The following is a 19,714-nucleotide window of genomic DNA, read 5'->3' as shown; positions in this document are numbered from 1 at the left end:
TGGATAGAGGGTTCGCCTCCTAAGAATTCGGTCAACCTGATACCTTGGGTGCAGAAGTGATTGCTCTAATCAAAAGCAAGACCGGGAATCGAAGTTTTCTCAACAATTTTTGATGCAACAAGTTTAACACCGTTCCGGTTGCAACGCAGTCGGTCACTTCGTTGTGAAAAGCATTCCACACATTTGTTTCCAAGTGCGTTGAATTTCAAAAAATCAACGATAATACATAATATGCCTCAGTAGCTTAGCTGGATAAAGCGCCTCCCTCCTAAGGAGGAGACCGCAGGTTCGAATCCTGTCTGGGGTATCCCTTTATGAAAATGCGAAGGTCATTTTTCCATGTGAAAGACGATCTTCGCATTTTTCATTTTGAACCTATCACCAAAATTAGCCAGCTAATGCCATTAGCAGAATTTTCAGTTCCAGCTAATAAAATCGGCTTTCCAGCTAATGAAGCCTCATAAAGCGCCTTTTGAACCCTGTTTTCTGGCTCTCTGCTAAGATTGGTAAACGCTTTCCTGTAAATCCATGTAAATACAAGATAATCTGTGTGAATCTATTTTCCACCTTTCTGCTGGAAGCCGTGCAAAACACTTTTCTCCATACATAGCGCGTTCACTCGCTGTTCTCTCGGAACAGAAAGAGGAACGCGCTTTTTTGTTTTCGGGCCGAACTTCCCGAATCCACCAAAGGAGGGTTTACCGATGAAAAAAGTTCTGACCGTCACGATCGACGGTATCCGCTACCATGCTTCCCGCCCGGCAGATTGCCGGCACTGCTTCTTCTGGAAGAATCGAAAGAAGGGCTGCGTTCTCGGCAAAGAGAACTGCTACTACCTGATCGAGCCGCCCAAAGGCCCCAGCAAGTGCGAAGGGTGCCCCTACAAGCGGGCAAAGCCCTGTGTGCTGGTTCCCTGCTACAAAGACCTGATGGCACCGCTGGAGAAACGAGGTGATGCCAAGTGAGCCACAAGCGAAACGAAGCCCTGCGCCATGTTCAGCACTCCATGCACCATGTGATCGCCGCTGGCGAAGGTTCCGACCGTGCCCCGGACAGTTGCAAGCTGTGCCCGTACTATCGACCCGATTTCAAGTTCCGCACCTGCCTGTATGCCCACTGCCCTTATAAGAAGCAGGTCAATGTATTCCGTTCCACACCTGAAAAATGGGATATTCTCTATGCCCGAAAAAAAGCCGACAAGAACCGCAGACCTTGATTACTTCTATGGGCAGTCCAGCGAGCTGTTCTCCTTCTACCGGATTCCCAAGCTGTTGTTTCAGGATAGCCGCTTCCAACCGCTTTCCACAGATGCCAAAACCCTGTACGGTATCCTGCTGGACCGCATGAGCCTTTCAGCCCGGAATGGTTGGTTGGACAAAGCTGGGCGGGTGTTCATCATCTATACTATGCAGGAGGTGCAGGATTCACTGGGCTGTGCCGATAAAAAGGCGACCAAGCTGCTGCGAGAACTGGAAGAGTACGGCCTGATTGAACGCAAACGGAGGGGGCTGGGCAAGCCCGATCTCATCTATGTGAAGAATTTTTCGTCAGAATCGTCAAAACTACGCTTTCTGAATCGTGATAATGACGATTCTGGAGTCGTCCAGAATACGCTTCAAGACCCGGCCAAACTACGATGTAATAAGACTGATAGAAATAACACAGAGGTAAGCGATACTGATCCTATCTATTCCGATGAAAACGACTGGATGAGCAAACGCGCCCAACTGGAAGAATATTTTTCACATTCTTTGGAGGTAGACCTTCTGCTCCGGCTTTGCCCGGATGATGAGGATACCATCTATCAGATCGTGGATTTGCTGGTGGACACCTGTGCCACCAACCGCAAGACGCTGCGCATTGCCGGGGACGATAAGCCCGCCGAGGTGGTACGCAGTCGGTTTATGAAGCTGAACGCTGACCATATCTACTTTGTGCTGAAGTGCCTTGCAGAGAACAGCAGCCCAATCCGAAACATGAAACAATATCTGCTCGCTTCTCTGTACAACGCACCCACCACAATGCAGCTTTTCTATCAGAACCAAACCAACCATGACTTAGCGATGCGGAGGTGATGAAAATTTCAAAGAAAGCAACCACGATTGCCATCGTCAACCAGAAAGGCGGCACCGGCAAGACCACCACCTGTGAAAATCTGGGCATCGGTCTGGCGATGGAGGGCAAAAAAGTCCTGTTGGTGGACGCTGACCCGCAGGGCAGCTTGACCATCAGCATGGGCTGGCAGCAGCCCGATGAACTGCCCACTACCCTTTCCACCCTGATGGCAAAAGCCATGAACGACCAGAGCATTCCGCCCGGCGAAGGTATCCTGCACCATGCAGAGGGCGTTGACCTGATTCCGGCAAACATCGAACTGGCAGGGATGGAAGTGTCTCTCGTTAACTGCATGAACCGGGAGAAGATGCTCAAACAGGTGCTGGAAGGCGCAAAGCGCGACTACGATTTCATTCTGCTGGATTGCACCCCTTCCCTTGGGATGCTGACCGTAAATGCACTGGCGGCGGCAGACACCACCCTGATTCCGGTGCAGGCGCAGTACCTGTCTGCAAAGGGTCTGGAGCAGCTTTTGCAGACTGTGCAGAAAGTCCGGCGGCAGATCAACCCCAAGCTGAAAATTGAGGGCATCCTGCTGACTATGACCGACAGCCGCACCAACTACGGGCAGCAGATTGACAACCTGATTCGAGGTGCCTATGGCAGCAAGATCAAGGTGTTCGACCAGACCATTCCCCGGTCTGTCCGTGCTGCGGAAATCAGTGCCGTGGGTAAGAGTATTTTCCAGCACGACCCCAAAGGCAAGGTGACAGAAGCCTACCGCTCTCTGACAAAGACTAACTATTAAAAGTCAAGCCCTAAAATAAAAAAATCCGCCAACCATCCGCTGCCCATGACAAACATCATTCAAATGCTGGCCTTGGAGTAGCGAGGGTGACGGAGAGAACAGCAAAGCAAGCCCAGCCAACCCTCGCAAAAACAGAATAGCATTTGAATGCTTCGGTTTGTCAAGGGTTCGCTGCGCCAGCTAAGTTGTTCTTAGGTTTAACTCAAGCTCTGGAGAAAATCAAGTGATGGCAAGATATGCTTTACCGGACTTCTGCAAAGCGTAAATAAGTCGTACGAGTTTCTTTGTGGCATGAGATAGGGCAACATTGTAGTGCTTGCCTTCAGCTTGCTTTTTGGTAAGGTATTCAGTAAAAACAGGATTCCAGTAACAGACGTATTTGGTTGCAGTGTAAAGAGCGTATCGAAGATAACGAGAGCCACGCTTTTCCATGTGTGCATAGCAGTTTGTGAGTTTTCCTGACTGGTATGTGGACGGAGAACATCCGGCATAAGCCAAAACTTTATCAGGAGAGTTGAAATTTGAAAAATCCCCCACCTCTGCAAGAATCATCGCAGCAGAATAAAATCCCATTCCGGGAATCGAAAGGATTGGCGGTTTCAATTCATCCATGATTTTCCGAATGGCATCTTCTATTTCGTTGATTTCGGAGGTGAGTTCTTGAATGAGCTTAATGGTGTGCTTTAATTCCAAAGACTTAGCAGGCATAACAGAACCAATGGATGTTCTGGCTGCATCTCGGATATGAGTAGCTCGGTCTTTTCGGTAATGGCCTCTGGATGTTGTCACGAGGATGTTAGCCAATCTGGTCAGATGAGCTTCTGAAATCTGCTTTGCACCGGGATATTCACTGAGAAGAGCATAGATTGAAGTGCCGTGGATAGACGAAACAAGCTGTTCTAATTCTGGAAACAGGATCGTAACCAATCTGGACACCGACTGCTTTAGTTTGGCGCGTTCCTGAACTTTATCAAATCGGTATCTCGTGAGTGACTTTAGTTCTTCGTTGTGATATGCTGTATCTGTGTAGGACTTGAGGTCTACATCGGACAATAGCATAGTTGCAATCGTTTTTGCATCCACACGATCGGTTTTAGTTTTGCGAAGACTGAGGCTCTTTCGATACAGGTTGGTATGCAAGGGATTCATGACATAGACGGGCAGGTCGTTGTCAAGAAGAAACCCAAGGATATTGCAGCTGTAATGTCCGGTAGCCTCAAGCCCTACTTTTATTTTGTCTGATTTTTGAGTACAGTCTTTAATCGTTTGCAGCAGCCTTTTAAACCCATCTAGGTTGTTGGGGATGGTAAAGCAGTCAGCGAGGGTTGTTCCTTCTGAATCAAGGATGCAGCAGTCATGCTTATCTTTGGCAACGTCAATTCCAACACAGATCACTTTTGATACCTCCGCTATAGTATTTAATGCTGCTTAGGACCACAGACTTCTTTGCAGTTGTAACCTCGTTCTAAATAAACCGTCTGGCGGTATCTAACTGATTAACATTTCAACAAAGAAGCTGTGGTTGGAGCCTTTGTCAAACCGTCTTTGCGGTAGGAGGTGTTCACCAATCCACAGCATCCTATACAGTGTAGCATACCGCTGGAGAGCGGTCTATAAATACTACTCTTTTATAATACGAGGAGGTGATGGCGAATGCCGAAAAACAGCTTAAACGTGTCGCTGAAAGGGGCAGATGACATCTTCTCCACCGAAGAATCCCGACAGGAACAGCAGCGGGAACAGGTTCAGCAAATTCCCATCGGGGAGCTGTTCCCTTTCAAGAACCACCCCTTTAAGGTCTTGGATGATGAGTCCATGCAGCGCACGGTGGAAAGCGTAGAACAGTACGGCGTGCTTTCTCCGCTGATTGCACGCCCACGCCCGGAAGGTGGCTACGAGATCATCTCTGGGCACCGCCGTCAGCACGCTGCACAGCTTGCTGGGCTGGATGCCCTGCCTGTCATTGTCCGTCACATGGATGATGATGCCGCAGTTTTGCTCATGGTGGACAGCAATCTCCAACGTGAAAACATCTTGCCCAGTGAAAGGGCTTTCGCTTACAAAATGAAGCTGGAAGCAATCGAGCGAACTGTTGGACAACCCAAAAATGTGGGACAAGTTGTCCCAGATTATTTCGGGAAACGCAGTACAGAGATTGTTGCTGAAGGAACAGGCGAAAGTTATAAGCAAGTCCAGCGTTTTATCCGCCTGACCAACCTTATCCCCGAACTGCTGGACATGGTAGACGAAAAGAAAATCGCTTTTAATCCCGCTGTGGAGTTGTCCTATCTGGACGAAAGCCAACAGCGGGATTTTTTAGAAGCGATGAATGACACCCAGAATGCGCCGTCCCTTTCTCAAGCGCAGCGGCTCAAAAAGCTGGCGCAGGAAGGGCACTTCTCGTATGACGTTGCCTTTGCAGTCATGGGCGAAGAGAAAAAGGACGAGCTGGACAAGGTGGTCATCAAAAACGACACCCTGCGGAAATACTTTCCTCGCAGCTACACCCCGAAACAGATGGAGGACACTATCATCAAGCTGCTGGAACAGTGGCAGCGCAAACTCCAGCGGCAGAACGAACGCTGACTTATACCGTAACGAAAGACCCGATGGGGCCTTTTTCTTTTGCAAACAAAAGGAGAAAAAACACTATGAACACTACTATTGATCTCAAGACCGCAAAGACCATCGAAGCCATGAACCAGAAGATCAACCACATGGACAATGCTGTGACCGACTTCTTCAACAAGATGAGCGATGTGCTGGAGCGGCAGCTCGGCGATGATGAAGTTTACGCCGCCGTGATTGCCCCGGAGATCGAACTGACCATCACCCCGCTGGCAAACGTTCGCAGTTACCTGCCTTGCTTCGATGAAACTGATTCCTGCTACAGCATCAGCGAAGATGTGCCGCTGGCACTCTGCTACGATCCTCGTCAGGTCATTACGCTGGCTGGCAAGCGTTACCTGTCCGGCGCAGTCATCTTTGTACGCTATGACACCGATGGCAACTTTGTTGCCCTTACCACCAGTGACCTGTACCTGATCCAGTGTTATCTGGGCGAGAACAGTGTTCCTCTGATGGCTGGACGCGAGAAGATGGTCTGCATCTGCATTGACTGAGAGATGCAGCATGGATACTGAAATGGCCTGCTATGAGAGTTTCGCAGAAGTCACGGAGGACTTTTACTGTTCCGCCGTTGATGTTTTGAAGATTCTGGTTCTCCGTCTGCACGACTACCATGCTCGTTGCTTCCATTCTCTGCGGGATGCTCTGTACAACTATTTTTCTACCGATGCCGCACCGCATACTCATACCAATGTTTTCACTAAGCATACCGTTGTCGCGTCTTGCGCTCCCCGTCCTCCCTGAGAGGATTCTTCTCACAGTTCAGTCAATGCAGGGGGTTCGCTATGAATTATATTTATTCGTTTATCATTTTTGAAGCCGGTGCCTTTTTCGGCTTCTTTGTGGCAGCTCTGTTGAACGCCGCCCGTGCCGGGCAGGAGATCACTATCAAATTCGAGGAGGAAGATAATGGAGCAGAACGAGAACACTCTGTCGGTGCTGAAAATTGCACCGGGACAGTATCCGCAGCAGGTCGAGATCGATAACGACCTGAAAGCCTTGCAGCAGGCGGTGGGCGGCTCCATCGGCGCAAGCTACCCTTTTGAAGATCCGGTCGCCATCGTCTACAACGATGATGGCAAGCTCATGGGTCTGCCGCTGAACCGTGCCCTGTGGGACGAGGACGGGCTGATGTACGATGTTATTGCCGGAACCTTTCTGGTGGTGGGGCTGGGAGAGGAAGATTTTGTGTCGCTCTCTCCGGAGCTGGCTCAGAAGTATGAAGAAGAATTCCATCAACCCGAAGCTTTTCTCCCTCTGGGGCGTCGCCTGATGGTCATTCCGGTGCCGGATGAATCGGTTCAGAATGACGCAGAAAAGGCCGTAAACAAGCCCCCGGTGGAACATGACCGCTAAGACGATTTTCTGCACAGGAGGTGGTAACGATGCAGGAAGAAATCGAGCATAAGACGGTCAACCTTGCCATCTCGACCACAAAACTGTCCGCCCGCACCCTGCTGCGCGGAATGCAGTTTCTGTTGCGGCAGTATGACAAGCACGCTTCGCAGGGCAAGCAGTCCATGAAGCGGTTGGTACGGCAGAACCGTGGCGTGACCAATGTGGAGATTCAGAAAACCGGCATCAAGGATTTTGACCGCTATGCTAAGCGGTATCACATCGACTACTCCATCCAGAAAGACCTGTCCTGCACGCCGCCCCGATATCTGGTCTACTTCAAGGCACAGGACACGGACGCTTTGAGCGCAGCATTCAAGGAATATTCGGCATCGGTGCTGGATAAAACCAAGCGTCCTTCCGTGCTGGCAAAGCTGCACGATCTGGCGCAGTCCGTTGCAAATCTGCCGGACAAAGTGCGGCACAAGCAGGAGGAGCGCGGCCTATGAGCAAAAAGAAGCTTTCCAAGCTGCTGGCGCTCTATCTGCCCTATGTGGTAATTGGCTTGCTGGCCACCAATCTGGGCGAGGCGTGGCGGCTGGCCGTGGGCAAGGAACTGGGCGATAAAATCGTATCGCTGATGGATACGCTCCCGGCTGCATTTTCCAATCCGCTGCCCAGCCTGCACCCGTTTGACCTGTTCATTGGTCTGTGCTGCGGTGCTGGAATGCGGCTGGCGGTGTACCTGAAAGGCAAAAACGCCAAAAAGTACCGGCATGGCATGGAGTACGGCTCTGCCCGGTGGGGCACACCCAAGGACATTGAGCCGTTCATGGCTCCGAAGTTTGCCGACAATATCATCCTCACCAAAACAGAACGGTTGATGATGAGCAATCGCCCACCGGACCCCAAGAACGCCCGGAACAAAAATGTGCTGGTAGTCGGCGGTTCCGGCAGCGGTAAGACAAGGTTCTTTATCAAGCCGAATCTGCTGCAATGTGATTCCAAGAATTTTCCGGTATCATTCGTGGTTACAGATCCGAAAGGTAGTATCGGCGTGGAATGTGGAGAAGCCCTGTTAAAGCACGGCTACAAGCTAAAATTCTTCAACACCATCAACTTTTCCAAGAGTATGCGCTATAACCCCATGGCGTACATCCACAGTGAAAAGGATGTTCTGAAACTCGTGACCGCACTGATGACCAACACCAAAGGTGAAGGTCAGGGCGGCGACCCTTTCTGGGACAAGGCTGAACGGCTTTTGCTGGTTTCACTGATCGCGTACCTCCACTACGAAGCCCCTGTCGAGGAGCAAAACTTCGCAACGCTGTTGGAAATGCTCAACACCATGCAGGTCTCGGAAGATGATGAAACTTACCAGAATCCGGTAGACCTGTTGTTTGAGGATCTGGGCAAGAAAAAGCCCAATTCCTTCGCTGTGCGCCAGTACAAGCTCTATAAATTAGCTGCCGGCAAGACGGCCCGTTCGATACTGATCTCCTGCGGTGCCCGGATGGCACCTTTCGACATTCAGGAAGTCCGGGATGCCACCATGTACGATGAGCTGGAGCTGGACAAGCTGGGCGACCGGAAAACGGCATTGTTCCTGATTATGAGTGATACCGACAGTACCTTCAACTTCTTGATCTCCATGATCTACACGCAGCTTTTCAATCTGCTCTGCGATAAGGCAGATGACCAATACGGCGGCAAACTGCCCGTCCATGTGCGGTGCTTGATTGACGAATGTGCCAACATCGGTCAAATTCCGCAGCTGGAAAAACTGGTGGCTACCATCCGCAGCCGTGAGATCTCGGCGTGTCTGGTCTTACAGACCCGCAGCCAGTTGAAAGCCATCTACAAGGACAACGCCGACACCATTGTCGGCAATATGGATTCGCAGATCTTCCTCGGCGGCAGCGAGCCTACCACCCTGAAAGATCTTGCCGAAGCACTAGGAAAAGAAACTATCGACAGCTACAACAATTCTGATACCCGTGGCAATAGCCCAAGCTATGGCACCAACTATCAAAAACTCGGCCACGAACTTATGAGCCGGGATGAACTGGCGGTGCTGGATGGCGGCAAGTGCATCCTGCAGCTTCGTGGTGTGCGCCCATTTTTGAGCGACAAGTACGACCTGACCCAGCACCCGAACTACAAGTACACCTCCGACTATGACCCCAAGAACGCACTCGATATCGAGAAGTTCTTGAAACGAAAAGAAAAAATCCACCCGGATGATACCTTCATCATGGTGGATGCCGATTCACTCCCGCCCGCCTGATAAGACGAGCGGTTATTTTTTACCCATTGACCCAACAGGTACACCGGAAAATCGGCCTTCGCCGTGGCTTTCGGCTTTTTGCAAACGGATTTCAGGTGTGTGCAGGGTCACTTTTTTCAAAACAAAGGAGATTTTACTATGGAATTCTTTAACAGTGCAGTGGACGTTCTGAAGACTCTGGTTGTGGCACTGGGTGCCGGTCTGGGCGTGTGGGGTGCCGTCAACCTGATGGAAGGTTACGGCGGCGATAACCCCTCCGCCAATGCTCATGTACGGTAGAGAAGCACAAAGCAAAACAAGGATAGCCAGCCCTGCCACTATTCCGAAGTCAGGGGAACGCAATAGAAAAATTCATAGCTGTATGCTATACTTAATTAGCATTTGAACATATCAAGCTGACACAGCAATCTCTTTACTTGCCGTTAATGCGCGTCTACCAATAGTCCGTACAAAGCAAGAGTAGCGTAAAGGTATAAAAATTTCAAACTTCTTTGTAACGAAATTCCGATTTCTCCGTCTAACCTATGAAGCTGAAGGAGGTGATGACAAGTATGGACTATGAAAAGCTCTATAAAGCCTACTATTTACAGGTATACTCGTATACTATTTCTCTTGCCAAAAATCGTGAGATAGCAGAGGAAATCACGCAGAACACATTCTATAAGGCAGTTTCTACAACATCACAATTCAAAGGTAAGTCAGATGAATTGACATGGCTCTGCTCCATAGCAAAAAACCTTTACCATGATGAAATGCGAAGCCGTCAGCGAGTAGCTGATGTGAGTGAAATCAATGACTTGCCATCAAATGAAAATGTTGAGAACTCAGTTGCAGATTCTGACATGGCGTTCCGCATACACCTCGTTCTTCACCGTTTGGAAGAACCATACAAAGAAGTCTTTCAGCTTCGCGTATTCGGGGAACTATCTTTTTCACAAATCGCTGCAATTTTTGGAAAAACAGAATCATGGGCGAGAGTTACTTATCATCGTGCAAAGCTAAAAATTCAAGAAAGGATGGATGAAAAGCATGAGTAAACAATGCGATATTGTTCGAGATATTCTTCCGCTGTATGTTGACGGTGCTTGCAGCGAAGCAAGCGCAGAGATGGTAAAAGAGCATTTGAACGCCTGTGCTGACTGTAACGTAATTTATCAGAAATTGCTTTCTCACACGAGCGAAGATGTTCTTCACGAAGAAAGCGAAAGCGTTATTATGCGCCATGAGGCAAAAGAAAAGCAGAGAGGCAGAAAAAAGATAACGATTGCTGTTCTCGTTTCCATCGCTCTTTGTATCATTGCAATTTTTACAGCTCTCTTTCTGTTACCTATAAACATTGCTTATGAGCCTGTCAAAATCGACTTCCCATTTGAGGTTGAAGATGTCGAAAACGTTGAAATGTACCACTATGACGGAGTGCCTGCATCAGCAGAAAAGAAAGTAGTTGTTGCTGAAAATGATATAAAGACCCTGTATGATAAGTTCAAGGGCTTATCCCTAAAAGACAAAACGACTGAGGAAACTGCCGGAGCAGATGTGACCAGCTTTAGATTTAACCTCTCAGATGGAACAAGCTACGATTTGATTTACGCCTGCTATGGGGTTAAAAACGGCGAATTGAAGTCAGCAGCAGGCGGTTTTAAGTATTTCACAAGTGCGGATATCGGCTCTTATTGGAACAATTTGAATACGGAACTTGAGGCAATTCCTATCAATGAGAGTGAATTGCCGTGAGCAGATAGCAAACCCAGCCGAGCCTGTCAACGGTCAAGATGAACGGCGCAAATGCGCCGCCGTTGACAGCCCCGCCCGTCTTTGCTGTTCGGTAATCAAGAGGGCGACAGCACAAGATGCTGCCGCCCTCTGCCATTATTCAGAAAGGGGGATTTTCCATGACCGAACACGAAAAGTATCAAGAACATATCCGGCATACACACGATGCCTTTTGCAAGACTGTTATTCGCCACGCTGCCATAGACGCAGCCCGGAGCATACGGAGCCGCCGCAAGCGGGAAATCTCGCTTGAATATCTGATAGAAGAAAAACACTATCCATTCAGTACCACAGATAAATACTTTGCGGAGCAATCCGGCATGACCAGCTATCCGCTTTTCGTCTGTGGTCAGATGGTGCTTTTGGAAAGTCCAGAGCTTGCCGCAGCCCTGTCCGCACTATCACAGATGGAACAGGAAATCATTTTCTTGTACTACTTCCAACGATTGACGCATAGGGAGATTGGACGGAGATATGGACGGGCTGGCAACACAACCGGGCGGCGTATTCAGATGATTTTACGGCGGCTACGGGCAGAGTTGGAGGGTTTGTCCTATGAGCCAGCTACTTCCTTATGAGACAATCGTTAAGGCAAGCGAGGGCGACCCGGAAGCTGTTGCCGCCGTCCTATCCCATTATGCGGGATATGTCCGCTCTTGTGCGAAAATGGACGGACAGATTAACACGGATATGCAGGAGCATATCGTCAGGCAACTGATAGAAAGCCTGTTGAAGTTCCGCTTTGACCGCTAAACAGAAAAGTTGTATAATTAGAGCCTGACAAATTAAACTTCAATGAGGGTAGAGCAAATGGAACAGATTATCAATTATAGAGACATACCCACAGATAAAAGGATTGACATATTAAATGCTCTTGAGCGAATAGGTTTTTTTCCGGCATACGGCGGCGTGAGAACAATGCAGCAAATTATGGAAAAGTCAGTTCCAGGTTCAGGCCCACAATTCTATTTCGTTTTCCGTGAAAATGAGTTGATAGGGTACAATTTTCTCATTGGGGACACTAAGAAATATAAAGCGTTCCCATGGCTTGCTATTAGCAATATGGATGAGCAGAAGTTGACTGTTTGTGAAGAACTGATGAAAATACAAATTGCCTTTTTTGAAGAACTCGGAATGCAAAAGATAGCAGATCATTGCGTTAGGATTATGGAAGATTACAGAAAAGGAATTGGAAAGCGGAAAGAAAGCGATTGCAGATAAATTCCATTTGAAAAACGGCTGACAATTTAATACCGCCGCCCATCACAGCGGCAGATAAGCAGTAAATCTTGAAAAGGTTTACTGCTTTTTTTGCGCCCATTTTCAAAAATCTTTGGCAAACCACACCGCCGGATTGTTGTAGGGAGCAGACAGGGAAAATAAAAAAATTTCCGCTGCGTTTGCCAAAACGCACCCTTTTCACCGTTGTAGTGGTGAACAGCGGGCAGAACACGCCGCCGCAATCGCTATATTGGTGGAGCAAGCCAGTATATCCGCAGACCAGAGCCGCCGAGGAAAGCGGTAGTTTTTTAGAGCAAGATTCTACCACGGTGCCAAAATCCGCATATCTGCGGTTTTGCCCCCTTTGGTAAATCTTGTTGGGGAGTGCCTTCCCCAAACCCTGCTTATGCGCCCTGTCGGGCGAGAAAGGAGGTCAACGCTTGAAGAAAAAATACAACACACCCCACCGCTGCCATGTGGTCAAAACCCGCATGACCGAGGAAGAATACGCCGACTTTACCGAGCGGCTGAAACACTATGACATGAGCCAAGCCGAATTTATCCGGCAAGCCATTACACGGGCAACCATACGCCCCATTGTTACCGTTTCCCCGGTCAATGATGAATTGCTTGCCGCTGTCGGGAAGCTGACCGCCGAATACGGCAGGATCGGCGGCAACCTCAATCAGATTGCCCGGTATCTGAACGAATACGGTGTGCCGTACAACGCCCTGTCCGGCGAAGTCCGAGTCGCCATTTCCGACCTTGCTGCCTTGAAGTTTGAAGTCTTGCAGAAAGTAGGTGACGCTGTTGGCAACATTCAAACATATCAGCTCTAAAAATGCGGACTATGGCGCAGCCGAGCAGTACCTCACCTTTGAGCATGACGAGTTTACCATGAAGCCCACCCTTGATGAAAACGGGCGGCTTGTCCCCCGTGAGGACTACCGCCTTGCCACGCTGAACTGCGGCGATGAAGATTTTGCCGTAGCCTGTATGCGCTCCAATCTCCGCTATGGCAAAAACCAAAAACGGGAAGATGTGAAAAGCCACCACTATATCATCAGCTTTGACCCACGGGACGGGACAGACAACGGCTTGACCGTAGACCGGGCGCAGGCGTTGGGCGAGGAATTTTGCCGGAAGCAGTTTCCCGGACACCAAGCCATTGTCTGCACCCACCCGGACGGACACAATCACTCTGGCAACATTCATGTGCATATCGTTATCAATTCTCTGCGGATAGAGGAAGTTCCGTTCCTGCCTTACATGGACAGACCGGCAGACACCCGCGCCGGGTGCAAACACCGCTGCACAGACGCAGCTATGGAATATTTCAAGTCCGAAGTCATGGAGATGTGCCACCGGGAAAATCTGTATCAGATTGACCTCTTGCATGGCAGCAAAAACCGCATTACTGAGCGTGAGTATTGGGCGCAGCGGAAAGGGCAGGCAAAGCTGGACAAGGAAGCTGCCGCCTTGCCAGCAGAGGAGCAGCCAGCCAAGCCCACGAAGTTTGAAACAGACAAGGAAAAATTGCGGCAGGCCATACGCACCGCGCTGTCCTCTGCCGCAAGCTATGGCGAGTTCGCCGCCGTTCTCTTGCAACAGGGCGTGACTGTCAAGGAGAGCCGGGGGCGGCTGTCCTATCTCACGCCGGACAGAACCAAGCCCATTACCGCCCGGAAGCTGGGGGATGATTTTGACCGTACCGCCGTCCTTGCCCTTTTGGAGCAGAACGCCCACAGAGCCGCCGAACAGACCACACCCATACCCGAATACCCCCGCAACATAAGGGAGCGTTTGCAGGGCAAAAAAGCTGTCCAAACCACCCCGGAAAAGGACGGTTTACAGCGCATGGTTGACCGGGAAACGAAACGAGCCGAGGGCAAGGGCGTAGGCTATGACCGCTGGGCGGCAGTCCACAATCTGAAACAAATGGCGGCTACCGTTGCCGCCTACGGGCAGTACGGCTATTCGCCGGAGGAGCTGGACGCAGCCCTTGTATCCGCCAATGCGGATTTACAGGACAGCACCGCCAAGCTGAAAGCCTTGGACGCTGCTATCCGGGAGAAAAAGGAGCTTCAGACACAGGTGCTTGCCTATGCCAAGACCAAGCCTGCCCGTGACGGTCTGAAAGCGCAGAAAACGGAAAAAGCCCGCAGCGCCTACCGGGAACGGCACGAAAGCGATTTTATCATAGCGGACGCAGCCACCCGTTATTTTCGGGCGCATGGCGTTTCCAAGCTGCCAAGCCATAAAGCCCTGCAAGCGGAAATCGAGCAGCTTACCGCCGAAAAGAACGCCCATTACAACGAATACCGGGAGAAAAAAGCCCGTGTCAAGGAGCTGCATACCGTGAAAAGCAATCTTTCTCAAATCCTGCAAGGCGAGAAAGACAGAGAGAAAAAGCACGAACATGAGCGTTAAAAACCGCCCCGAAACGATACCAAAACGGGGATATGCCCTGCACCCTATCCGCAATACTGCCCACCTTTGAAACGGGGCGCACAGCGCAGGAAATCCCCGAAAATGACACCGAGAAACTACATTTTTACCGACCTATCCGCTTATACCAGCGGAAACGGCAGAAAGGAGCGAGAAATGCCACGCATGAGCAAAAAGCGGCGGTTGGAATGGAGCTTTTTCCTCAACCACCGAAACCGTATTACCTACAATGACCTTTGCCGGGGCTGCACACACGGCTGCAAGCAGAGCTTCCGGGCGATTATCGTCCTTTGCCCCCGGTATTTCTCTAAGAGATGGAAACACAGGGAGGACACCGCCAATGGCAGATAACCGCAAATATTACTACCTCAAACTGAAAGAAAACTTCTTCGACAGCGATTCCATTGTGCTGTTGGAGGACATGAAAGACGGGATTTTGTATTCCAATATCCTCTTGAAGCTGTACTTAAAATCGCTGAAATACGGCGGCACTTTGCAGCTTGACGAGAATATCCCCTACACCGCCCAGATGATAGCCACGCTGACCCGTCACCAAATCGGGACGGTGGAACGGGCATTAGCCATCTTCCAGCAGTTAGGGCTTGTGGAGCAGCTTGATTGCGGGCTGCTTTATATGACCGACATCGAGCTGATGATCGGTCAATCCTCTACCGAAGCGGAACGGAAACGCGCCGCAAGGCTTGAAAATAAGGCACTTTTGCCGCCGCGGACAAATGGCGGACATTTGTCCGACATTTGTCCACCAGAGATAGAGATAAAGAAAGAGATAGATATAGAGATAGAAAAAGAGAGAGAGTTAAAGGGACAAGCCCTCGCCCGTAGCTATGGCAGATATGAGAATGTATTTCTGACTGATACGGAGCTTTCCGAACTGCAAGCAGAACTGCCCGACAAGTGGGAGTATTACATTGACCGGCTATCCGGCTATATCGCTTCCACTGGGAGGAAATACAAGAACCATGCAGCCACTATCCGCAGATGGGTGGCTGACGATACCGCTAAAGCTGCCCCGAAAAGGGGCATACCCGATTACAGCTACAAGGAGGGCGAGAGCTTATGAGTAATCTGTTTACAGAACGAGTTTTGAATATGGCGGCTGTTACCCCACAGCCGGAGGACTACACAGGTGAGGACGGTCTGCTCTACTGCGGCAAGTGCCGGACACCGAAAGAAGCCTATTTCCCGGATGATAAGGCTACCCTGTTTGGGCGTGACCGACATCCGGCTGAATGTGACTGCCAGCGGGCGCAGCGCATGGAGCGTGAAGCCGCCGAACAGCGCAGAAAGCACCTTGACACCGTGGAGGACTTGAAACGCCGGGGCTTTACCAATCCTACCATGCAGGAATGGACTTTCGCCAACGACAACGGGAAATGTCCGCAAATGGAGATTGCACACTTCTATGTGGAGCATTGGGAAATCATGCGCGAGGAAAATATCGGCTATCTGCTTTGGGGCAGCGTCGGCACAGGCAAAAGCTACCTTGCCGGATGTATCGCAAACGCCCTCATGGAGAAAGAAATCTCCGTCCGCATGACGAACTTCTCTGCGATTTTGAATGACCTGACCGCCAGCTTTGAGGGGCGCAACGAGTATATCGAGCGTCTTTGCCGTTTTCCTCTGCTTATCCTTGATGATTTTGGAATGGAGCGTGGCACAGAGTATGGCTTAGAGCAGGTCTACAATGTGATTGACAGCCGCTACCGCAGCCGCAAGCCCTTAATCGTTACCACCAATCTGACATTGGACAGCCTGCAAAATCCGCTGGACACCGCCCATGCCCGGATTTATGACCGACTGCTTGAAATGTGCGCCCCTATCCTCTTTACGGGAGAGAACTTCCGCCGTGAAACGGCGCAAGCCAAGCTGAACAGACTAAAAGAATTGATGAAATGAAAGGAGTTGCCTATGGCAGAGAACAAGCAGAACACCACCCCGGAACGCCGCCCGGACTGTGTGACGGAAATCCGCATGGGCAACTCCGTCCTTACCGTTTCCGGCTTCTTCAAGCAGGGCGCAACCGACACCGCAGCCGACAAGATGATGAAAGTGCTGGAAGCGGAAGCCGCCGCAGGACACAAAGCCCAGCTTTCGCCCTAACGCTACAAGCCGCACAGAAAAAACGTCATTTTGACGGGCGGTAAAGAAGCAGAAGCCGCTATACAGACAGCCGCCCCATGTGGTACAATCAAGGTACGGAATAGTGGGGCTGGCTGTCGGAAACGGAGGATTTTATGTTAAGACAGACCAACCAACAACCAATTACCGCCCTTTACCCAAGACTATCCCATGAGGACGAGCTGCAAGGCGAAAGCAATTCCATTTCCAATCAGAAGCGTATCCTTGAAACCTACGCAAAACAGAACGGCTTTACCAATCTGCGCTGGTACACCGACGACGGTTTTTCCGGCGCGAACTTCCAAAGACCCGGATTTCAAGCCATGCTTGCAGACATTGAAGCCGGGAAAGTGGCTACCGTTATCGTAAAGGATATGTCACGGTTAGGGCGAAACTACCTGCAGGTGGGAATGTATACCGAGATGATTTTCCCACAAAAAGGCGTCCGCTTTATCGCCATCAACGATGGAGTAGACAGCGCACAGGGCGACAACGATTTTACCCCGCTGCGTAATCTTTTCAACGAATGGATGGTGAGAGATACGAGCAAAAAAATCAAGGCAGTTAAGAAAGCAAAAGGCATGAGCGGTAAGCCTGTTACCAGCAAGCCCGTGTACGGCTACCTCATGGACGAGGACGAAAATTTCATCATTGACGAGGAAGCCGCCCCGGTAGTCAAGCAGATTTACCAGCTTTGCCTTGCCGGGAACGGTCCGACCAAGATAGCCCGTATGCTGACCGAGCAGGAAATCCCCACGCCGGGAACGCTGGAATACCAGCGCACAGGCAGCATACGCCGCTACCACCCCGGCTATGAATGTAAGTGGGCGACCAATACCGTTGTTCATCTGTTGGAAAACCGGGAATACACAGGCTGTCTTGTGAACTTCAAGACGGAAAAACCGTCCTACAAGATGAAGCACAGCATAGACAACCCCATTGAGAAACAGGCGATTTTCGAGAACCACCATGAGCCAATCATCGACTTGCAGACATGGGAACGGGTGCAGGAGTTACGCAAGCAGCGCAAACGCCCCAACCGCTACGATGATGTGGGCTTGTTCTCTGGTATGCTCTTTTGCGCGGACTGCGGCAGCGTCATGTATCAGCAGCGTTACCAGACCGATAAGCGGAAACAGGACTGCTATATCTGCGGGAACTACAAAAAACGCACCCATGACTGCACCGCACATTTTATCCGCACCGACCTTTTGACTGCGGGCGTTCTCTCCAATCTACGGAAAGTGACGAGCTATGCGGCAAAGCATGAAGCCCGGTTTATGAAGCTGCTGATCGAGCAGAACGAGGACGGCGGCAAACGCCGGAACGCCGCCAAGAAAAAGGAACTGGAAGCTGCCGAAAAGCGTATCGGTGAACTTTCCGCTATTTTCAAGCGGCTGTATGAGGACAGCGTAAGCGGTCGCATTTCTGACGAGCGTTTCACGGAGCTTTCGGCAGACTATGAAGCCGAACAGCAGGAATTGAAAGAGCGTGTTGCCAGAATACAGGCGGAGCTTTCCAAAGCACAGGAAGCTACCGTAAACGCAGAAAAGTTTATGAACATTGTCCGCAAGCACATGAACTTTGAAGAACTGACCCACACCCTCTTACGTGAGTTTGTAGAGAAAATCGTTGTGCATGAGTGCAGCTACGATGAAAACGGCACACGCAGACAGGATATTGAGATTTACTATTCTTTCGTCGGCAAGGTGGACTTGCCCGAATGACTGCCCGCCCTATCCGATACCAAAGACAAGTATCGGATAGGAACGGCAAAATTTTTTACACTTCTATTACTTCTTTATCACACATAAGCAAAGAGTCAGGGCATGAAGCAGCTCATGGCTGGCGGCGGTGTTGCCCTGATCGGCATCACCCTGATCCCCCTGCTGAGCGGTCTGTTCGGCTGATCTTTTCCGGGCGGCGATTGCCGCCCCGTACATATTTACTTGCAAGCATTTCCAGCCCCTCCGTGGCAAACGGATTCTTATTATAAAGAGGAAACGCATTGCAAATCGAATATTCACCTTTACTCTGAAAGGACGGTGCTATTTATGCAGATTCTGACTCACATTATTTTTCTGCTCAACCTGCTCAAGACCCTTATCAACCATTTTTCTTGATAGGTGGTGGCGCTGAGTGGAAACAGTTCTCAAAGCAATCTCTGATTGGATCAAGTCGCTGCTGACAGCGGCGATCATGTCCAATCTTTCCGGCCTGTTCGATGATGTGAACACGCAGGTGGGCAACATCGCACAGCAGGTGGGCACCAAACCATCCAGTTTTGAACCGCGCGTTTTCGCTATGATCGAAGCCCTCTCCCGGAATGTGGTGCTGCCCATTGCAGGTGTGATTTTGACCTTCATTGCTTGCTATGAATTGATTCAGATGATTACTGAACACAACAATATGGCACAGTTTGAACCGGCATTGATTTTGAAGTGGATTTTCAAAACTGCCATTTCGGTTTGGATGATCTCGAATACGTTTGACATCATCATGGCGGTGTTCGACGTGACGCAGCAGGTGGTGGCAAATTCCAGCGGCATTATTTCTGGCAACACGCGGGTGAACGACATCGGGCTTTCCATGCTGCAATCCAGCATGATGCAGATGGACGTCGGCCCCCTGTTCGGGCTGTTCTTGCAGTCCTTCTTCATCGGTATCACCATGCGCATCCTGTCCATCGTGATTTTCGTCATCGTCTACGGAAGAATGATTGAAATCTACATGATGGTCAGTCTGGCTCCGGTGCCCATGGCAACATGGGGCAACCACGAGCAATCCCATGTTGGACAGAACTATCTTCGTTCTCTGTTTGCGCTGGGATTTCAGGGCTTCCTGATCCTGATCTGCGTGGCGATCTACGCTGTTCTGCTCCAGAATGTTGCAATATCCGGGGATGCCATCAACTCGATCTGGAGCATCGTGGGGTACACGGTGCTGCTCTGCTTCTCGCTGTTCAAGACCAGCTCTGTCGCCAAAACTCTGCTGGGTGCCCATTGATTGGAGGTGAAATT

Annotated in this window: 26 protein-coding genes, 1 tRNA gene and 1 pseudogene; 26 read left to right on the top strand and 2 right to left on the bottom strand. The window is 50.2% G+C overall.

Annotated elements, in window-relative coordinates; all coding sequences use genetic code 11:
* The first annotated feature begins 233 nt into the window (after nt 1-233).
* From ACNQFG_RS06565 to ACNQFG_RS06545, 5 genes are all read left to right on the top strand, one after another.
* Nucleotides 234-307: transfer RNA gene (locus tag ACNQFG_RS06565), tRNA-Arg, on the top strand.
* A gap of 397 nt (nt 308-704) precedes the next feature.
* Nucleotides 705-965, top strand: a complete 261-nt coding sequence (locus tag ACNQFG_RS06560; RefSeq protein ID WP_154256648.1) for a hypothetical protein — start codon at nt 705-707, stop codon at nt 963-965.
* Nucleotides 962-1,216: a hypothetical protein gene (locus ACNQFG_RS06555; protein ID WP_005924919.1), complete on the top strand. Its 255-nt coding sequence runs from the start codon at nt 962-964 to the stop codon at nt 1,214-1,216. The genes ACNQFG_RS06560 and ACNQFG_RS06555 overlap by 4 nt, the downstream gene beginning before the upstream one ends.
* Nucleotides 1,179-2,075 carry a DUF6017 domain-containing protein gene (locus ACNQFG_RS06550; protein WP_423406377.1) on the top strand — a complete coding sequence of 299 codons (897 nt, stop codon included), beginning with the start codon at nt 1,179-1,181 and terminating at the stop codon, nt 2,073-2,075. The genes ACNQFG_RS06555 and ACNQFG_RS06550 overlap by 38 nt, the downstream gene beginning before the upstream one ends.
* A complete protein-coding gene (locus ACNQFG_RS06545; RefSeq protein ID WP_423406376.1) occupies nt 2,075-2,863 on the top strand; it encodes a ParA family protein in 789 nt (262 codons plus the stop codon). Before ACNQFG_RS06550 ends, ACNQFG_RS06545 begins: the two co-directional genes overlap by 1 nt.
* 219 nt (nt 2,864-3,082) lie before the next feature.
* On the opposite strand, the gene ACNQFG_RS06540 is transcribed toward ACNQFG_RS06545, so the two are convergent.
* Complete coding sequence (locus ACNQFG_RS06540; RefSeq protein ID WP_156070816.1) at nt 3,083-4,258, bottom strand: IS110 family transposase; 1,176 nt, start codon at nt 4,256-4,258, stop codon at nt 3,083-3,085.
* 258 nt (nt 4,259-4,516) lie between these two features.
* On the opposite strand from ACNQFG_RS06540, the gene ACNQFG_RS06535 reads away from it, so the two are divergent.
* The 12 genes from ACNQFG_RS06535 (at nt 4,517) to ACNQFG_RS06480 (ending at nt 12,107) form a co-directional block, all read left to right on the top strand.
* Complete coding sequence (locus ACNQFG_RS06535; RefSeq protein WP_423406375.1) at nt 4,517-5,449, top strand: ParB/RepB/Spo0J family partition protein; 933 nt, start codon at nt 4,517-4,519, stop codon at nt 5,447-5,449.
* A gap of 65 nt (nt 5,450-5,514) precedes the next feature.
* Nucleotides 5,515-5,985, top strand: a complete 471-nt coding sequence (locus ACNQFG_RS06530) for a hypothetical protein (RefSeq protein WP_055192460.1) — start codon at nt 5,515-5,517, stop codon at nt 5,983-5,985.
* 291 nt (nt 5,986-6,276) lie between these two features.
* Nucleotides 6,277-6,477 (top strand): hypothetical protein, encoded by a 201-nt coding sequence (locus tag ACNQFG_RS06525; protein ID WP_081028446.1) that lies wholly within the window; start codon nt 6,277-6,279, stop codon nt 6,475-6,477.
* Complete coding sequence (locus tag ACNQFG_RS06520; RefSeq protein ID WP_055186031.1) at nt 6,401-6,847, top strand: DUF3846 domain-containing protein; 447 nt, start codon at nt 6,401-6,403, stop codon at nt 6,845-6,847. The genes ACNQFG_RS06525 and ACNQFG_RS06520 overlap by 77 nt, the downstream gene beginning before the upstream one ends.
* A gap of 29 nt (nt 6,848-6,876) precedes the next feature.
* Nucleotides 6,877-7,335 carry a PcfB family protein gene (locus ACNQFG_RS06515; RefSeq protein ID WP_015536851.1) on the top strand — a complete coding sequence of 153 codons (459 nt, stop codon included), beginning with the start codon at nt 6,877-6,879 and terminating at the stop codon, nt 7,333-7,335.
* Nucleotides 7,332-9,113 (top strand): VirD4-like conjugal transfer protein, CD1115 family, encoded by a 1,782-nt coding sequence (locus tag ACNQFG_RS06510; RefSeq protein ID WP_423406374.1) that lies wholly within the window; start codon nt 7,332-7,334, stop codon nt 9,111-9,113. The genes ACNQFG_RS06515 and ACNQFG_RS06510 overlap by 4 nt, the downstream gene beginning before the upstream one ends.
* A 138-nt stretch (nt 9,114-9,251) precedes the next feature.
* Nucleotides 9,252-9,392, top strand: coding sequence for a Maff2 family mobile element protein (locus tag ACNQFG_RS06505; RefSeq protein WP_005924798.1), 141 nt, complete (start codon nt 9,252-9,254; stop codon nt 9,390-9,392).
* Nucleotides 9,393-9,637: 245 nt separating this feature from the next.
* Entirely contained in the window at nt 9,638-10,150 is a 513-nt protein-coding gene (locus ACNQFG_RS06500; protein ID WP_003533443.1) for an RNA polymerase sigma factor, read from the top strand.
* Nucleotides 10,143-10,847 (top strand): zf-HC2 domain-containing protein, encoded by a 705-nt coding sequence (locus ACNQFG_RS06495; RefSeq protein ID WP_117471314.1) that lies wholly within the window; start codon nt 10,143-10,145, stop codon nt 10,845-10,847. Before ACNQFG_RS06500 ends, ACNQFG_RS06495 begins: the two co-directional genes overlap by 8 nt.
* Before the next feature lie 116 nt (nt 10,848-10,963).
* Nucleotides 10,964-11,464, top strand: a complete 501-nt coding sequence (locus ACNQFG_RS06490; protein WP_004853592.1) for an RNA polymerase sigma factor — start codon at nt 10,964-10,966, stop codon at nt 11,462-11,464.
* Complete coding sequence (locus ACNQFG_RS06485) at nt 11,442-11,639, top strand: helix-turn-helix domain-containing protein (RefSeq protein WP_005921293.1); 198 nt, start codon at nt 11,442-11,444, stop codon at nt 11,637-11,639. The genes ACNQFG_RS06490 and ACNQFG_RS06485 overlap by 23 nt, the downstream gene beginning before the upstream one ends.
* Before the next feature lie 42 nt (nt 11,640-11,681).
* Nucleotides 11,682-12,107: a hypothetical protein gene (locus ACNQFG_RS06480; protein ID WP_005921288.1), complete on the top strand. Its 426-nt coding sequence runs from the start codon at nt 11,682-11,684 to the stop codon at nt 12,105-12,107.
* Here ACNQFG_RS06480 and ACNQFG_RS06475 read toward each other — a convergent pair.
* Nucleotides 12,052-12,504 (bottom strand): hypothetical protein, encoded by a 453-nt coding sequence (locus tag ACNQFG_RS06475; protein WP_423406373.1) that lies wholly within the window; start codon nt 12,502-12,504, stop codon nt 12,052-12,054. The genes ACNQFG_RS06480 and ACNQFG_RS06475 overlap by 56 nt on opposite strands.
* Before the next feature lie 43 nt (nt 12,505-12,547).
* Here ACNQFG_RS06475 and ACNQFG_RS06470 point away from each other — a divergent pair, with 43 nt between their 5' ends.
* The 9 genes and pseudogenes from ACNQFG_RS06470 (at nt 12,548) to ACNQFG_RS06430 (ending at nt 19,700) form a co-directional block, all read left to right on the top strand.
* Nucleotides 12,548-12,946, top strand: a complete 399-nt coding sequence (locus ACNQFG_RS06470) for a plasmid mobilization protein (RefSeq protein WP_423406372.1) — start codon at nt 12,548-12,550, stop codon at nt 12,944-12,946.
* A complete protein-coding gene (locus tag ACNQFG_RS06465; protein WP_423406371.1) occupies nt 12,918-14,537 on the top strand; it encodes a relaxase/mobilization nuclease domain-containing protein in 1,620 nt (539 codons plus the stop codon). The genes ACNQFG_RS06470 and ACNQFG_RS06465 overlap by 29 nt, the downstream gene beginning before the upstream one ends.
* Nucleotides 14,538-14,711: 174 nt before the next feature.
* Nucleotides 14,712-14,906: a hypothetical protein gene (locus tag ACNQFG_RS06460; protein WP_006573562.1), complete on the top strand. Its 195-nt coding sequence runs from the start codon at nt 14,712-14,714 to the stop codon at nt 14,904-14,906.
* Entirely contained in the window at nt 14,896-15,636 is a 741-nt protein-coding gene (locus ACNQFG_RS06455) for a phage replisome organizer N-terminal domain-containing protein (RefSeq protein ID WP_423406370.1), read from the top strand. Before ACNQFG_RS06460 ends, ACNQFG_RS06455 begins: the two co-directional genes overlap by 11 nt.
* The gene (locus ACNQFG_RS06450; RefSeq protein WP_423406369.1) at nt 15,633-16,472 is read left to right on the top strand and encodes an ATP-binding protein; all 840 of its coding nucleotides are present in this window, start codon (nt 15,633-15,635) and stop codon (nt 16,470-16,472) included. The genes ACNQFG_RS06455 and ACNQFG_RS06450 overlap by 4 nt, the downstream gene beginning before the upstream one ends.
* Before the next feature lie 12 nt (nt 16,473-16,484).
* On the top strand, nt 16,485-16,676 hold the full coding sequence (locus ACNQFG_RS06445) for a transposon-encoded TnpW family protein (protein ID WP_423406368.1): 192 nt from the start codon (nt 16,485-16,487) through the stop codon (nt 16,674-16,676).
* Nucleotides 16,677-16,810: 134 nt separating this feature from the next.
* The gene (locus ACNQFG_RS06440) at nt 16,811-18,421 is read left to right on the top strand and encodes a recombinase family protein (protein WP_423406367.1); all 1,611 of its coding nucleotides are present in this window, start codon (nt 16,811-16,813) and stop codon (nt 18,419-18,421) included.
* Nucleotides 18,422-18,508: 87 nt separating this feature from the next.
* Nucleotides 18,509-18,604: pseudogene (locus ACNQFG_RS06435) on the top strand (Maff2 family mobile element protein); the annotation flags it as partial.
* Nucleotides 18,605-18,833: 229 nt separating this feature from the next.
* The gene (locus ACNQFG_RS06430; protein ID WP_423406366.1) at nt 18,834-19,700 is read left to right on the top strand and encodes a VirB6/TrbL-like conjugal transfer protein, CD1112 family; all 867 of its coding nucleotides are present in this window, start codon (nt 18,834-18,836) and stop codon (nt 19,698-19,700) included.
* The last annotated feature ends 14 nt before the right edge of the window (nt 19,701-19,714 follow it).

The sequence above is a fragment of the Faecalibacterium prausnitzii genome (genome assembly GCF_049532945.1).
GTDB lineage: Bacteria > Bacillota > Clostridia > Oscillospirales > Ruminococcaceae > Faecalibacterium > Faecalibacterium prausnitzii_N.
This window is presented reverse-complemented; position numbering and strand designations above follow the sequence as displayed.

Excerpts from the sequence above, each read along its gene's own strand:
- ACNQFG_RS06560 (WP_154256648.1), top strand. The coding sequence starts at position 705 with ATGAAAAAAGTTCTGACCGTCACGATCGACGGTATCCGCTACCATGCT.
- ACNQFG_RS06550 (WP_423406377.1), top strand. The coding sequence starts at position 1,179 with ATGCCCGAAAAAAAGCCGACAAGAACCGCAGACCTTGATTACTTCTAT.
- ACNQFG_RS06545 (WP_423406376.1), top strand. The coding sequence starts at position 2,075 with ATGAAAATTTCAAAGAAAGCAACCACGATTGCCATCGTCAACCAGAAA.
- ACNQFG_RS06535 (WP_423406375.1), top strand. The coding sequence starts at position 4,517 with ATGCCGAAAAACAGCTTAAACGTGTCGCTGAAAGGGGCAGATGACATC.
- ACNQFG_RS06530 (WP_055192460.1), top strand. The coding sequence starts at position 5,515 with ATGAACACTACTATTGATCTCAAGACCGCAAAGACCATCGAAGCCATG.
- ACNQFG_RS06525 (WP_081028446.1), top strand. The coding sequence starts at position 6,277 with ATGAATTATATTTATTCGTTTATCATTTTTGAAGCCGGTGCCTTTTTC.
- ACNQFG_RS06520 (WP_055186031.1), top strand. The coding sequence starts at position 6,401 with ATGGAGCAGAACGAGAACACTCTGTCGGTGCTGAAAATTGCACCGGGA.
- ACNQFG_RS06515 (WP_015536851.1), top strand. The coding sequence starts at position 6,877 with ATGCAGGAAGAAATCGAGCATAAGACGGTCAACCTTGCCATCTCGACC.
- ACNQFG_RS06510 (WP_423406374.1), top strand. The coding sequence starts at position 7,332 with ATGAGCAAAAAGAAGCTTTCCAAGCTGCTGGCGCTCTATCTGCCCTAT.
- ACNQFG_RS06505 (WP_005924798.1), top strand. The coding sequence starts at position 9,252 with ATGGAATTCTTTAACAGTGCAGTGGACGTTCTGAAGACTCTGGTTGTG.
- ACNQFG_RS06500 (WP_003533443.1), top strand. The coding sequence starts at position 9,638 with ATGAAGCTGAAGGAGGTGATGACAAGTATGGACTATGAAAAGCTCTAT.
- ACNQFG_RS06495 (WP_117471314.1), top strand. The coding sequence starts at position 10,143 with ATGAGTAAACAATGCGATATTGTTCGAGATATTCTTCCGCTGTATGTT.
- ACNQFG_RS06490 (WP_004853592.1), top strand. The coding sequence starts at position 10,964 with ATGCTGCCGCCCTCTGCCATTATTCAGAAAGGGGGATTTTCCATGACC.
- ACNQFG_RS06485 (WP_005921293.1), top strand. The coding sequence starts at position 11,442 with ATGAGCCAGCTACTTCCTTATGAGACAATCGTTAAGGCAAGCGAGGGC.
- ACNQFG_RS06480 (WP_005921288.1), top strand. The coding sequence starts at position 11,682 with ATGAGGGTAGAGCAAATGGAACAGATTATCAATTATAGAGACATACCC.
- ACNQFG_RS06460 (WP_006573562.1), top strand. The coding sequence starts at position 14,712 with ATGCCACGCATGAGCAAAAAGCGGCGGTTGGAATGGAGCTTTTTCCTC.
- ACNQFG_RS06455 (WP_423406370.1), top strand. The coding sequence starts at position 14,896 with ATGGCAGATAACCGCAAATATTACTACCTCAAACTGAAAGAAAACTTC.
- ACNQFG_RS06450 (WP_423406369.1), top strand. The coding sequence starts at position 15,633 with ATGAGTAATCTGTTTACAGAACGAGTTTTGAATATGGCGGCTGTTACC.
- ACNQFG_RS06445 (WP_423406368.1), top strand. The coding sequence starts at position 16,485 with ATGGCAGAGAACAAGCAGAACACCACCCCGGAACGCCGCCCGGACTGT.
- ACNQFG_RS06440 (WP_423406367.1), top strand. The coding sequence starts at position 16,811 with ATGTTAAGACAGACCAACCAACAACCAATTACCGCCCTTTACCCAAGA.